This is a genomic window from Amycolatopsis sp. Poz14 (assembly GCF_006704225.1).
Classification (GTDB): Bacteria; Actinomycetota; Actinomycetes; order Mycobacteriales; family Pseudonocardiaceae; genus Amycolatopsis; species Amycolatopsis nivea.
Window position 1 is genome coordinate 8,529,713 of record NZ_JACLHD010000001.1, and the last position, 12,471, is coordinate 8,542,183.

The 12,471-nt window shown below is 69.0% G+C and carries 14 protein-coding genes; 7 read left to right on the plus strand and 7 right to left on the minus strand.

Going from position 1 to position 12,471, the window contains the following annotated elements:
- Window positions 1–214: 214 nt before the first annotated feature.
- The gene (locus FKO37_RS39580) at window positions 215–2,824 is read left to right on the plus strand and encodes a fibronectin type III domain-containing protein (protein ID WP_238607753.1); all 2,610 of its coding nucleotides are present in this window, start codon (window positions 215–217) and stop codon (window positions 2,822–2,824) included.
- A 44-nt stretch (window positions 2,825–2,868) separates the two neighbouring features.
- Here the strand turns inward: FKO37_RS39580 and FKO37_RS39585 are convergent, their stop codons facing one another.
- A complete protein-coding gene (locus tag FKO37_RS39585; RefSeq protein WP_238607754.1) occupies window positions 2,869–3,804 on the minus strand; it encodes a GlxA family transcriptional regulator in 936 nt (311 codons plus the stop codon).
- A 71-nt stretch (window positions 3,805–3,875) separates the two neighbouring features.
- Here FKO37_RS39585 and FKO37_RS39590 point away from each other — a divergent pair, with 71 nt between their 5' ends.
- Window positions 3,876–4,211, plus strand: coding sequence for a cupin domain-containing protein (locus tag FKO37_RS39590; protein ID WP_238607755.1), 336 nt, complete (start codon window positions 3,876–3,878; stop codon window positions 4,209–4,211).
- Here the strand turns inward: FKO37_RS39590 and FKO37_RS39595 are convergent.
- Window positions 4,208–4,600 carry a VOC family protein gene (locus FKO37_RS39595; RefSeq protein ID WP_043830372.1) on the minus strand — a complete coding sequence of 131 codons (393 nt, stop codon included), beginning with the start codon at window positions 4,598–4,600 and terminating at the stop codon, window positions 4,208–4,210. The two genes, FKO37_RS39590 and FKO37_RS39595, sit on opposite strands and share 4 nt — an antisense overlap.
- Window positions 4,597–5,421 (minus strand): AraC family transcriptional regulator, encoded by an 825-nt coding sequence (locus FKO37_RS39600; RefSeq protein WP_134733672.1) that lies wholly within the window; start codon window positions 5,419–5,421, stop codon window positions 4,597–4,599. Before FKO37_RS39600 ends, FKO37_RS39595 begins: the two co-directional genes overlap by 4 nt.
- A 74-nt stretch (window positions 5,422–5,495) precedes the next feature.
- Here FKO37_RS39600 and FKO37_RS39605 point away from each other — a divergent pair, with 74 nt between their 5' ends.
- Genes FKO37_RS39605 through FKO37_RS39615 form a run of 3 tightly spaced genes read left to right on the plus strand, consistent with a single transcriptional unit; the run spans window position 5,496 to window position 7,051 of the window.
- Entirely contained in the window at window positions 5,496–5,750 is a 255-nt protein-coding gene (locus tag FKO37_RS39605; protein WP_037820327.1) for a hypothetical protein, read from the plus strand.
- Between the two features lies 1 nt (window position 5,751).
- Window positions 5,752–6,774, plus strand: coding sequence for a DUF2891 domain-containing protein (locus FKO37_RS39610; RefSeq protein ID WP_238607756.1), 1,023 nt, complete (start codon window positions 5,752–5,754; stop codon window positions 6,772–6,774).
- Window positions 6,775–6,805: 31 nt separating this feature from the next.
- A complete protein-coding gene (locus tag FKO37_RS39615; RefSeq protein WP_238607757.1) occupies window positions 6,806–7,051 on the plus strand; it encodes a hypothetical protein in 246 nt (81 codons plus the stop codon).
- On the opposite strand, the gene FKO37_RS39620 is transcribed toward FKO37_RS39615, so the two are convergent.
- The gene (locus tag FKO37_RS39620) at window positions 7,048–7,653 is read right to left on the minus strand and encodes a TetR/AcrR family transcriptional regulator (protein WP_238607758.1); all 606 of its coding nucleotides are present in this window, start codon (window positions 7,651–7,653) and stop codon (window positions 7,048–7,050) included. The genes FKO37_RS39615 and FKO37_RS39620 overlap by 4 nt on opposite strands.
- 89 nt (window positions 7,654–7,742) lie before the next feature.
- On the opposite strand from FKO37_RS39620, the gene FKO37_RS39625 reads away from it, so the two are divergent.
- The gene (locus tag FKO37_RS39625; RefSeq protein WP_238607759.1) at window positions 7,743–8,213 is read left to right on the plus strand and encodes a nitroreductase/quinone reductase family protein; all 471 of its coding nucleotides are present in this window, start codon (window positions 7,743–7,745) and stop codon (window positions 8,211–8,213) included.
- 51 nt (window positions 8,214–8,264) lie between these two features.
- Here FKO37_RS39625 and ispG read toward each other — a convergent pair whose 3' ends face one another.
- From ispG to dxr, 3 genes are all read right to left on the minus strand, one after another.
- Window positions 8,265–9,416, minus strand: coding sequence for a flavodoxin-dependent (E)-4-hydroxy-3-methylbut-2-enyl-diphosphate synthase (gene ispG, locus FKO37_RS39630; RefSeq protein ID WP_238607760.1), 1,152 nt, complete (start codon window positions 9,414–9,416; stop codon window positions 8,265–8,267).
- A 118-nt stretch (window positions 9,417–9,534) separates the two neighbouring features.
- Window positions 9,535–10,737 (minus strand): RIP metalloprotease, encoded by a 1,203-nt coding sequence (locus FKO37_RS39635; protein ID WP_134668094.1) that lies wholly within the window; start codon window positions 10,735–10,737, stop codon window positions 9,535–9,537.
- Window positions 10,738–10,909: 172 nt separating this feature from the next.
- Window positions 10,910–12,106 (minus strand): 1-deoxy-D-xylulose-5-phosphate reductoisomerase, encoded by a 1,197-nt coding sequence (gene dxr / locus FKO37_RS39640; protein WP_037810411.1) that lies wholly within the window; start codon window positions 12,104–12,106, stop codon window positions 10,910–10,912.
- Window positions 12,107–12,199: 93 nt separating this feature from the next.
- Here dxr and FKO37_RS39645 point away from each other — a divergent pair, with 93 nt between their 5' ends.
- Window positions 12,200–12,454: a DUF2631 domain-containing protein gene (locus FKO37_RS39645; RefSeq protein ID WP_037810410.1), complete on the plus strand. Its 255-nt coding sequence runs from the start codon at window positions 12,200–12,202 to the stop codon at window positions 12,452–12,454.
- The last annotated feature ends 17 nt before the right edge of the window (window positions 12,455–12,471 follow it).

Here is a 12,471-nt window from a genome sequence, read left to right on the forward strand (position 1 = left end):
TCGCTTCGTTGTACAAGCGGCGCGGCGGCCGCAGCAATGATTCATCGGATCACTGACCGCTAGCCGGGACGGAACCCGCCGACCGGATCAACCCTGTTCACCACCGTGAATGCTGGGAATATCCATCGGAGACCTCTCGACACGATCGCGAATAGATCCTATCTTTCTTGCGGCGCGCCCCAGCGTCGTTCACTGGCGAACACGGAGGTCCCGGATGAAGTTCAGACCAGCGCGCACCCTCGGGCTCGCGGTCGCGGCGCTGACCGCGACCGCGCTGCTGCCCGCCGGTGCGGCGGCCGCGTGGCCGGGCAGCCAGGACGTGTACGTCTCGCCGTGGGGCAACGATTCCGGCTCCGGGGCCGTCTGGTCGCCGGTGCGCACGCTCCCCCGCGCCCAGCAGCTCGTCCGGCAACGCGCCGCGCACCTGAACTCCGACCTGACCGTGCACGTCGCCTCCGGCACCTACCGGCTCGACAAACCGCTCGAACTCGACGCCTCCGATTCCGGCACGAACGGCCACCGGGTCGTCTGGCAGGGCTCGCCGGGCACCGTGGTCAGCGGCGGCAAGCAGGTCACCGGCTGGCATCCGGTCGCCGGACGCCCCGGCCTCTACTCCGCGCCCGCGCCCGCCGGACTGGACAACACTCGCCAGCTGTACGTCGACGGCGTCCGCGCGCAGCGAGCGTCCGGGCGGCTTCCGGTCACGGTGAAGGCGACTGACACCGGGTACACCGCGTCCGCGGACACCATGGCGCACTGGCGGAACCCGAGCGACCTCGAACTGGTGTACACCAGCGGCGAGGAGCTGTGGAACGTCGAGCGCAACGGCCTGGGCCAGTGGACCGAGCCGCGCTGCCCGGTCGCCTCGGCGCAGGGCACGACGATCACCATGGCGCAGCCGTGCTGGGACAACTCGACCCGGCGCGTGATGTTCGCCGACATCCCCGGCCGTTCGGTCAACATGGTCGGCCCGGGCGATCTCACCAACGGACGGCAACCGTCCTATGTGGAGAATGCGTTCGAGCTGCTGGACACGCCCGGCGAGTGGTACCTCGACCGCTCCGCGCACACCGTGTACTACCTGCCGCGCAAGGGCGAGAACCTGCACTGGGCCGACGTCGAGATGCCCGCGCTGGAGAAGCTCGTGGACGGTCGCGGCACCGCCGAAGCGCCGATCCACGACATCTCGTTCCGCGGCATCCAGTTCTCCTACGCGACCTGGCTCGAACCGTCGTCGCCGGAAGGCTTCTCCGAAATCCAGGCCGGCTACCGGATCACCGGCGAGCGCGGCTGGGCCACGCAAGGTCTCTGCCAGTTCACACCCGGCGGCACGTGCCCGTACGCGGACTGGACGAAGGAACCCGGCAACGTCTCGATGTCGCACGGGCACCGGATCGAATTCCGGGACGCTGTGTTCGCGCACCTCGGCGCGGCCGGGCTCGATCTCGGCGAGGGCGCGCAGGACAGCAGCGTGTCCGACAGCGTGTTCACCGACATCTCCGGCAACGGCGTCGAAATCGGCGGCGTCAGCAAGCCGACCGCCGCCGGCGCGGACCTGACGGCGCGGGTCAAGGTGACCAACAACCACCTGTACGGCATGCCGCGCGAATTCACCGGCGGGGTGCCGATCGTCAACGGGTACTCGCAGGACAATGTCGTGTCGCACAACCAGATCGACCACGTCGCGTACTCCGGCATCTCGATGGGCTGGGGCGGCTGGCCGGACAAGATCAAGCAGGCCGCGACGCCGAACGTCTCGCGCAACAACGTGGTGTCGGACAACCTGATCCACGACTACATGCTTTCCCTCGACGACGGCGGCGGCATCTACACCCAGGGCATCACCGGCCCGTCGCAGGCCGAGGGCGAGAAGGTGACCGGGAACGTCATCTACGACCAGTGGGGCCTCGGCAAGTCGGTCTACACCGACAACGGCTGCACCTACGAAACCGTTTCCGGCAACGTGCTTTACCACGCGGCGTACGCCAACGTGGCCTCCACGCACGTCGACTACCGCGACTCGCTCGGCAACAACGACCCGACCGTCATCTCCGGAAACTACTGGGAGCAGGGCGATCCGGACGGCGACAAGAAGGGCGTCATCACCTCGGGCAACCACCTGCTGAACAACCCGGCCGCCGCGCCTAAGTCCATTGTGGACAACGCGGGGATCGAACCGGGCCACCGCTCGGTGCTGAACCGCCGGATCGACGGCGCGTCCGCTCCGCAGGCCCCGACGCGGATCGGCACCTTCTCGGTGTCCGGCCAGCTGTACGCGACCTGGAACCCGACTGTCGCGGAAAACGGTGCGCCGGTGCAGGATTACCTGCTGACCGCGTCGGACGGCAAGCACAGTGTCACGAGTTCGGTGTCTGCCAAGGACTTCGCGCGCACCGGGTACACGGTGATCCCGAAGCTGACTGACGGCCAGACCTACACGGTCACGGTGGCGGCGCGCAACCGGTACGGGGTTGGCCTGCCGTCGCTGCCTTCGGCGCCGGTCACCGTCGCGCAGCCGGGCACTCAGCTCGCTGCTGTCCCGACCAAGGCGAAGGCGCTGCCGAGCACCGACGCGGCGAGCATCCACTGGACGCCGCCGGCGGAAACCGGGTCGACCCCGGTGATCGGCTACCGGATCACCGTGTCCGACGGCCGCACCATCGAGGTCACCGGACGCGACACGATCGTCAGCCAGCCCACCCAGAAGGGCCTGACCCGCGTCGTGGACGGGTTGAAGTCCGGCACCGCGTACACGTTCACCATCGCCGCCGTCACCGGAAACGGCGTCGGCCCCGCGGTGACGGTGCAAGCCACCACCGCGTAACCGGTGATCGGCGCGTACCGGACCTCCCTGCCGGTGCGCGCCGATCACCCTATCCGGAAAGCCCTTCGATAGGCCCCCGGAGTCGTCCCCACCTGCGCCCGGAACCGGCGCCGCAAGTTCACCGCCGACGCCAGGCCGACCCGCACCGCGATCGCGTCCACCGGCAGGTCCGTCTCCTCCAACAGCCGCCGTGCCTCGGCCACTCGCCGCGACAACAGCCACGCACCCGGGCTCGTCCCGAGCTGATCAGCGAACCGGCGAGCCAGCGTCCGCGGCGAAATCCGCAAGCGGGCAGCCAAATCCTCCACCGACAGCGGCGTGCCCAACCGCTCCCCCGCCCAGTCGAGCAGCCCGTCCAACGTGTTCGCGGACGCTTGCGGCGGCGCGTACTGCACTTGCCCGCCCTCGCGATGCGTCGGCATCACCATGTGCCGCGAGACCAGCGCCGCGTGCGCCGCTCCGTGATCCTGACGGACGAGGTGCAGGCACAGGTCGATGCCCGCTCCCGCACCTGCGCTGGTAGCGACGTCGCCGTGGTCCACGTACAGCACGTCCGGTTCCACCTGCACCGCCGGGAAATCCCGGCGCAGCTGTTCGGCTCGCGCCCAGTGCGTTGTCGCCGTTCTTCCGTCCAGCAGTCCGGTCTGCGCGAGCGCGAAGACGCCCGAACAGATCGTGACCAGCCGCGCGCCTCGTTCGTGCGCGCTCAGCAACGCCCGGCGCACCTTCGGGGAAAGCGACGTCTCGACCGGGAGCCAGCCGGGGATCAGTACCGTGTCGGCCGTGGCGAGCTTCGAGAGCCCGTTGGACACGTGCATCGCATACCCGGCCGACGTCGGTACCGGGCCGGGATTCTCGGTGCACACCTCGAATTCGTAGTACTGCGGCACGCCGTCTCTCGGCGTGCCGAACACTTCGGCGCCGCAGCCGAGTTCGAACGTCGACTGCACCGGCCGGACGAGTGCGACCACGCGATGCATGGCAAGAAAGTACCCGATGACGTCTTTCCTGACACTGTCCCGCGCGGGCACGGGACGCCAACCTGGGTGTCATGCACTCCGAAATCCTTGCCCAGCCGGGCTACACCTCAGTCCCGGCCGGCGAAGCCCCGGTGAAGGACCTGTTCCCCGGCATCCGTCTCCGCCCGCTGTGGAAGGGCGAAAACGGCGCGCACGCCAACGTGGTCGAGTTCGATCCCGGCAGCACGTGGCCCGAACGCGACGTGCACGAGCCCGGTCCCGAAGAGGTCTTCGTCGTGTCCGGCACCTTCAACGACGGCGCCCGCGACTACCCGGCCGGCACGTTCATCCACGCCCCGGCGGGTTCGTGGCACGTCCCGGCTTCGGCGACCGGCTGCACCCTGTTCGTCTTCTACCCCGAGGGCTAAGCGCCGCGGTAACTCCCGATCGTCCAAGCGTTCCCCTCGGGGTCGCGAACGGTGAACGTGTGCGAGCCGTAGTCGGTGTCGTGCAGCTCCAGGCTGATTTCGGCACCGGCTTCGCGCACGCGGGCGTAGATCTCGTCGACCCGATCCGAGACCACGTACACCGCGCTGGCGCCGGGTTTCATCTCGTCGTGCACGCCGTCGGCTGGGCCGCCGCAACTGCCCAGCATCACGGCACCGCCTTCGGGCCAACGGAGTTCGGCGTGCGCGACGCCGTTTTCTCCGGGCACCACGAGGGTTTCTTCGAATCCGAGAACGTCAGTGAGGAAACGGATCGCGCCGCGCGCGTCGTTGTAACGGAAAGCGGGCCAGACTGTCGGTTGCGGAGTCATGCCACCGATTCTGCGGCGGCGGTCTTCGACTCGTCTTGGAGAAACGGGAGCTCCTCAGCCATCCACGTCCGCGGCGAACACCCCGCCAGCGCACGCCACTCGTTCGAGAAGTGTGCCTGGTCGTAATACCCTGCGGCATAAGCGATCCCAGCCAAATCGCGATGTCCGGTGCGCAGCAACCGAACCGCCCGCTCGAATCGCAGTACGCGGGCCGCCTGTTTCGGGGCCAATCCCAGCTCGGCGCGGAACCGCTCCCCCAGGTGACGGCGGCTCCAGCCGACCTCGTTCGCCAGCTCGCCGACCCGCAACAGCCCGCCGCTGCGGCGCAGCTCGTGCCACGCGCGGTCCAGCTCCGGCGGTTGTTCGGCGCGCTCGACCGCCCGCGCGGCCAGCACCTCGTCGAGGATCGCGAACCGGGTGCGCCAGTCGTCCGCCGCGGCCAGCCGGTCCGGCAAACGGGCGAGGTCGCCGCCGAAGTCGGCCAGGTCGGTTACCCGGCCGGTCAGCTCCGCGGCGGTGACGCCGAGCAGCGTCCGCGCCCCCAGCGGATCCAGCTCCAGCTGCACCCCGCGCTGCACCCGGTCCTGCGTGATCAGCGCGGGTTCGGTGTGCAGGCCGCCGACCACGCTCTGCAGTGCTCCCGCCCCAGCCAGCCCGGCGTACCGGATCGGGTCTTCGAGGCTGATCACGAGCGTGATGTGCCGCGAGGGCAGCCCGCGGTGTACCTCGAGGGTGACGTTCTCCTGCGCGTACCCGACGTAGCGCGTGACCAGGCCCCGCAGCACCGGATGCGGCGGACGGGCGGCCCAGCTGTGACTCACGCGACCAGGCTAGCCCCGATGCGGGCGAATTCTGCTACCACGGGAGAGCGGTCCCCACGATGAGGAGAAGCCCGATGACGATCCAGGAACAGGCGCAGCAGCTCGAACTGCTCGCCGACCAGGTGCCGACCGGAATCGCCCTCGCCACCAAGGGCGAACTGGAAGACCTGCAGGCCCAGGTGCTCGGCCTGCTCGGCGAAACCGGCTCCGCGACCGCCATCCAGGGTTCGGTGCAGATCGCGATCCGGCAGATCGACGAGGTCGCGGCCTCGCTGGAGAACGTCCGGATCCAGATCCGCGAAGCCGCCCAACATCACCTGCGCGGCTGACATGGTCGCGCACGCCGGCGAGTTGGCGGAAGTCGCGCTGGCCAATGTCGTACGCGAGTATCCGCACTACGAGAGCCACTGGCGCCTCGACGACACTCCCGTCCCGGCGATCCGCGAGCTGCACCCCTGCTTCTACGGCAGCTTCGACTGGCATTCGTGCGTGGAAATGTTCTGGGTGCTGGTGCATCTGCTGCGCCGATACCCGACGTTCGTCCCGGCCGACGAGATCCGTGCCGTACTGAACGCGCACCTGACTGAGCCCGCCTTGGCTGCCGAAGCCGCCTACTTCGCGCCGGAGCAGCACCGTACGACCCAGCGTCCGTATGGCTGGTCGATCCTGCTGGCGCTGACGTTCGAGACCGCCACCTGGGACGACCCGGACGCCACGCGCTGGTCCGCGGCGCTGCAACCGTTGAGCAGGCTTTTCGTGACCCGCTTCCTCGACTGGCTGCCGAAGGTCACGTACCCGATTCGGTACGGGCTGCACGAGAACGGCGCTTTCGGACTCTCTCGTGCGCTTCCCTACGCTCGGTACCTGGCCTCCCGGGGCGAGCCGCAGTTGCTGCAGGTCCTCACCGAAACGGCGTGGCGCTGGTTCGGGAAGGACCGCGACTACCCCGGGGCTTGGGAACCGTCCGGTGCTGATTTCCTCAGCCCCGCCCTGGCCGAAGCCGAGCTGATGAGCCGGCTGGTACCCGATTTCGGTGCCTGGCTGGAGGGTTTCCTGCCGGGGATCGGCGAGCGGAACCCGGCGGCGCTCTTCACTCCCGCGGTGGTGACCGACGCTTCCGACGGGTTGATCGCCCATCTGCACGGGCTCAACCTCCACCGCGCGTGGTGCTGGCAACGGATCGCGGCGGCATTGCCGGAGGGAGACGGCCGGATCGCGGTGATTGAGGCGGCTTCGCGCGAGCATGCGGAGGCTGGGCTGCCGCAGGTTACGGAGGGGCCGTATGCGGTGGAGCATTTCCTGGCTTACTACGCACTGCTTCTGTTGAGCGACGCCGAAGCGGAGAGGGCCTGAAGCAGTGTCGGATCCATGGTTATCCATCGAAGTGCTCGACGGAGAATCCTCCGCGAGCGATTGGCGACGCACCTACTCCGACGCGTTGCTCAAAGCCGCGATCATCGACCGCGCCGTGCGATGGTCCTGGCGGACGCACGAACGCGGCGTCGTCTTCGAGATCGCCTTCAAAACCGAGGCGATCCGCAACGAATTCTGCGACCAGCCGTCTGTCAGGGCAGCGCTCGACGCCGTGCCGGATCCGCGCCACGGGCTCACGATCACCCCTGGCGGCTAGCTTTCCGGCAACGGCTCCCGATGTTCCGCCCGCAATCCGTCGAGGGATACCCGCAGCAGCCGGTTCCACATGTGCGGCCGGCAAGCGTCCGTGAACTGCGCCGCGTACCCCAGCGAGATCAGCAGCAGCACCAGATCGTCCGTAGTCACCCCGGGCCGCAGCAACTCCTCCGCGCGCGCCCGTAGCTCCTCCAGAACCGCACGGAGTTGCGGGATCCCCGTCGGATCGGGGTCCGTCCACGTCAGCGCGAAGCTCTCCATGATCGCGCAGTGCCGGGCGCAGCCGGACAACGCCTGCCGATAGAAATCGGTCAGCGCCGCCCACGGGTCGTCCGCCTCGATGGCTGCCTGGCGCGCGGACTCGGCCCACCGGGAGAAGTCCTGGTCCAGGACCGTCCGGACGAGGTCTTCCTTCTTCGGGAAATGCCGGTACAGCGTGCCCATGCCGACCCCGCTGCGCCGGGCGATCTCGCGGACGTCGACGGCGGCTCCCTGCTCGGCCATCACCTCGGCCGCGGCTTCGACGATCGCCTCCCGGTTGCGGATCGCGTCCGCACGGAGGGCGCGACGGCGGGTGGGGGTCTGCGGGTCAGCCACGGCCATGTGCCGAGCATACTCGCTTACCCGGAGCACATGCTCCGGGTAGTGTGCTACTTTGCGGAGCAAGTGCTCCGCCTAGTGAAGGAGATGCCGTGCCCACCCTCGACGACTGGAATGTCCGGATCCTCGCCGAATTCCGGGAGAACGCCGGACACGTCGCCTGGAGCAGTCCGGAGGAATTCGCCGCGGGCCGGCCAGTTCCGCCGTATCTGCCGGGGTTTCCGGAAAAGGGGATGCCGCTGATCCTCGTGCACCACATCGGGGCGAAAACCGGGAAGGCGCGGATCAGCCCGCTGTTCTACCAGCCGGTCGGCGACAGCTGGGCGGTCTTCGGCACGCACGGCGGCAGTCCGCGCGATCCCGCGTGGTACCGCAATCTCATGGCGAACCCGCGGACGGTCATCGAGGCGGGCGCGGAGGAAATCCCGGTCGAAGCACGGCTGACCGCCGGGGAGGAACGCGCCAAGATCTGGGCCGAGCAGATCGCGCAGGTCCCGAAATTCGCCGAGTTCGAAGCCGCTTCCGGGCGGCAGGTTCCGGTCGTCCTGCTGGAACGTCGCTGAAAAAGAAAGGGCTCCCCGACCTAAGCCGGGGAGCCCTTTCGCAGGGAAAACTCAGCCGACGGTGACGCTCGGAGCGCCCTCGCCGATCGACTCGCCGGATTCCTCGGCGATCCGCATGGCTTCTTCGATCAGAGTCTCCACGATCGCGTGCTCAGGCACGGTCTTGATGACTTCGCCCTTGACGAAGATCTGCCCCTTGCCGTTGCCGGAGGCGACGCCGAGGTCGGCTTCGCGGGCTTCGCCGGGGCCGTTGACGACGCAGCCCATGACCGCGACGCGCAGCGGGATTTCCATGCCTTCCAGACCGGCGGTGACCTGGTCGGCGAGGGTGTAGACGTCGACCTGGGCGCGTCCGCAGGAGGGGCAGGACACGATCTCCAGCTTGCGGGGCCGCAGGTTGAGCGACTGCAGGATCTGGGTGCCGACCTTGACCTCTTCGACCGGCGGGGCCGACAGGGAGACCCGGATGGTGTCGCCGATGCCCTGGCGCAGCAGCGCGCCGAACGCGACGGCGGACTTGATGGTGCCCTGGAACGCGGGCCCGGCCTCGGTGACGCCGAGGTGCAGCGGGTAGTCGCACTGGTCGGCGAGGATTTCGTAGGCGCGGACCATCACGACGGGGTCGTTGTGCTTGACCGAGATCTTGATGTCGTGGAAGTCGTGCTCGGCGAAGAGCGAGGCTTCCCACATCGCCGATTCGGCGAGGGCTTCCGGGGTGGCCTTGCCGTATTTCTCGAGCAGCCGCTTGTCCAGCGATCCGGCGTTGACGCCGATCCGGATCGGCGTGCCGTGGTCCTTCGCCGCCTGGGCGATTTCTTTGACCTGGTCGTCGAACTTGCGGATGTTGCCCGGGTTCACCCGCACGGCGGCGCAGCCGGCCTCAATCGCGGCGAACACGTATTTGGGCTGGAAGTGGATGTCGGCGATCACCGGGATCTGCGATTTCTTCGCGATCGCGGGCAGCGCCTCGGCGTCGTCGGCCGACGGGCACGCGACGCGCACGATGTCGCAGCCCGCCGCGGTCAGCTCGGCGATCTGCTGCAGGGTGGCGTTGACGTCGGAGGTCAGCGTCGTGGTCATCGACTGCACCGAGATCGGGTGGTCGCTGCCGACCCCCACCGACCCCACCATCAGCTGGCGGGTCTTGCGACGCTCGGCGAGAACGGGCGGGGGCAGAGCGGGCATACCTAACGCGACGGTCACGCTTCCAGCGTACCCACCCCACCCGGGCACGGTTCAACGAAGTCAGCCGACGCGGTGAGCAGCGTTACCCCCGGTCGGGCGGCCGGGAACGCACGCGTGACCCGCCAGGTGCGCGCGGTTACTGCAGGCGGATCGGATTGACGATGTCGGCCGTCACCGTGAGCAGCGTGACGCCGCCGCCGATGACCACTAACACCATCGTGATCGCGGACAGCTTCGTGTAGTCGACCGGGCCGCCCGCGGGTTTGCCGCGCAGGCCGCGCAGCCAGTCGCGGACCCGCTCGTACCAGACGATCGCGATGTGCCCGCCGTCCATCGGCAGCAGCGGCAGCAGGTTGAACACGCCGATGAAGAAGTTCAGGCTGGCCAGCAGCAGCAGGAACACCTGCCACAGCCCGGCCTCGACCGCCTCGCCGCCGAGCCTGCTCGCGCCGACGACGCTGACCGGGGTGTCCGGGTCGCGCTCGCCGCCGAAGATCGAGTTGAAGACCGCCGGGATGCGCTTCGGGAAGGCCATCAGGCCGTCCCACGTGCGGGCGAACATGTCGCCGGTGAACGACGCCGCGCCGCCGAACGCGCCGAGCGGGCTGTACTGGATGCTCCGCGCGACCCCGACGCCGACCGCGCCGACCGATTCGGTGCCGCCGTTCGCGGCCGGGCGGGTCACCTTCGGCACGTCGACGACGAACGTCTCCTGCTTCCCGCCGCGGTCCACGACCACCGGGACCTTCCCGGAGACCGCCTTGACCTGGGTCACCATCGCGTCCCAGGTCGGCGTCGGCTTGCCCGCCACCGAGACCACGACGTCGCCGGGCAGCAGGCCCGCCTTCTTCGCCGGGGCCGGGTCGCCGGGCTGGCAGACCGGGTTGTTGACCTGCTCGACCGTGGTGCCGCCGCGCACGCAGTCCGAAATGGTCGAAACGATCGGCTTCTGGTCGACGTTCGGCAGGCCCATGGTCGCGGCCATGACGAACAGCACGATGAAGCCGAGCAGGAAGTGCGTGATGGAACCGGCCGACATCACGACGGTCCGCTTCCAGGCCTTGAACCGCCACATCGCGCGCGGGGCCTCTTCCGCGGTGACCTCGTCGAGCGCGGTCATCCCCGCGATGTCGCAGAAGCCGCCGAGCGGGATCGCCTTGAGGCCGTACTCGGTCTCGCCGCGCCGGAAGGAGAACACCGTGGGCCCGAAGCCGACGAAGTACCGGCGGACCCGCATCCCGAACATCCGGGCGGTGACCATGTGGCCCGCTTCGTGCAACGCGACCGAAACACAGATCGCGAGCGCGAAGAGCACCACGCCGATCACATAGGCAAGCACGGGCCCTGCACCTCACCCCTCAGCCGCGGCCCGCGATGCGGTGGCGGCAGGTTCGTCGTCTTCCACGGCTCCAGGCGGTGAGACCACCCGAGAAAGTTCCGGGTTCAAGTATCCGCCGCCAGCGTGAAACCAGTGTTGCATCGACCGGCGCGGCTTCGCGCACCGGTCGCGCTCATCCCAGCAGCTCGGCGGCCCGGGTGCGCGCCCACTGCTCCGCGGCCAGCACGTCCGCGACGTCGCGGGGTTCGCGCCGCCATTCGTCCGCGTCGGACACCACCTGCGTCACCGTGTCCACAATCGACAGGAACTTGGCCTTGCCCGCCAGGAACGCGGCCACCGATTCCTCGTTCGCCGCGTTGTAGACCGCGGGGAGGCAACCGCCCGCGGTACCCGCTTCGCGAGCCAGCTCGACTGCGGGGAACGCCTCGTTGTCGACCGGTTCGAAGGTCCAGCTCGCCGCGGTCTCCCAGGAGCACGCGGCGGCCGCGCCCGGCACACGATGCGGCCAGTTCAGCGCCAGCGCGATCGGCAGCCGCATGTCCGGCGGGCTGGCCTGGGCGATCGTGGAGCCGTCGGTGAAGGTGGCCATCGAGTGCACGATCGACTGCGGGTGCACCGTCACGTCAATCCGCGCGGGTTCGATGCCGAACAGCAGCGACGCCTCGATCAGCTCCAGGCCCTTGTTCACCAGGGTGGCCGAGTTGATGGTGATCAGCGGGCCCATCGACCACGTCGGGTGCGCCATCGCCTGTTCGACGGTGACCTCGCCGAGGTCCGCGCGCTTCTTTCCCCGGAACGGACCGCCGGACGCGGTGAGCACGAGCCGCGCGACCTCGTTGTCCTCGCCGGAACGCAGCGCCTGCGCCATCGCCGAATGCTCGGAGTCGACCGGAACCAGCTGTCCCGGCTTCGCCGCGGCGAGCACCAGCGGACCGCCGGCGATGAGGGATTCCTTGTTGGCCAGCGCGAGCGTCGCGCCGGTGGCGAGCGCGCGCAGCGTCGGGTCGAGGCCCTGCGAACCGGGCAGCCCGTTGAGCACGACGTCGACCGGCACCGATTCGATCAGCTCGGCCACCGCGTCCGCGCCGGCGAGGATGCGCGGGAGGCGGAACTCGCCCTTCGCGTACCCCCTGCGCTGGGCCTCGGCGTACAGCGCGAGCTGCACGTCTTCGACCGCCGTGGGCTTCGTCACGGCGATGGCCGCTACTTCGTGCGCGATCGCTTGCTGGGCGAGCGCCGCCGGATCGGAACCTCCGGCGGCGAGGCCGGAGACGGTGAACAAATGCGGATTACGTGCGGCGACGTCGAGCGCCTGGGTTCCGATGGACCCGGTGGAGCCCAGCACGAGGATGCTTCGCGAAGTAGTCATCAGCAAGCATTATGGCCCGGGTCGTGTCCGCGTGGCGGCCAGCGGTGTGGGATCATGCGAGGGCACAACGTCAGGCGGTTTGAAGGAGTGGTCGTGGCAGGCAAGGCGGTCGAGAAGCGCCCCGAGGTCGACCCGCGCGACGAGCCGTCGGCGGAGTGGGGCTGGCACGGCTCGTTCCCGAAGGCCACCCGCATCGCGGGCTGGGTGTCCGCGGCCATCCTGCTGGTGATGATCAAGGGCAACCACGAGAACAACACCGAGAACGTGTGGCTCGTCGGTCTGGCCGCGTTCCTCGTCCTGCTCCTGCTGCTCGACCTGCGCAAGAGCCGCACCGCCTGGCGCAAGTAAGCCCTGGCGCCGGCGGC

What these genes read in the sequence shown, in the direction of transcription:
- FKO37_RS39580 (WP_238607753.1), top strand. Translation starts at nt 215, where the DNA reads ATGAAGTTCAGACCAGCGCGCACCCTCGGGCTCGCGGTCGCGGCGCTG.
- FKO37_RS39585 (WP_238607754.1), bottom strand. Translation starts at nt 3,804, where the DNA reads ATGCATCGCGTGGTCGCACTCGTCCGGCCGGTGCAGTCGACGTTCGAA.
- FKO37_RS39590 (WP_238607755.1), top strand. Translation starts at nt 3,876, where the DNA reads ATGCACTCCGAAATCCTTGCCCAGCCGGGCTACACCTCAGTCCCGGCC.
- FKO37_RS39595 (WP_043830372.1), bottom strand. Translation starts at nt 4,600, where the DNA reads ATGACTCCGCAACCGACAGTCTGGCCCGCTTTCCGTTACAACGACGCG.
- FKO37_RS39605 (WP_037820327.1), top strand. Translation starts at nt 5,496, where the DNA reads ATGACGATCCAGGAACAGGCGCAGCAGCTCGAACTGCTCGCCGACCAG.
- FKO37_RS39610 (WP_238607756.1), top strand. Translation starts at nt 5,752, where the DNA reads ATGGTCGCGCACGCCGGCGAGTTGGCGGAAGTCGCGCTGGCCAATGTC.
- FKO37_RS39620 (WP_238607758.1), bottom strand. Translation starts at nt 7,653, where the DNA reads ATGGCCGTGGCTGACCCGCAGACCCCCACCCGCCGTCGCGCCCTCCGT.
- dxr (WP_037810411.1), bottom strand. Translation starts at nt 12,106, where the DNA reads ATGACTACTTCGCGAAGCATCCTCGTGCTGGGCTCCACCGGGTCCATC.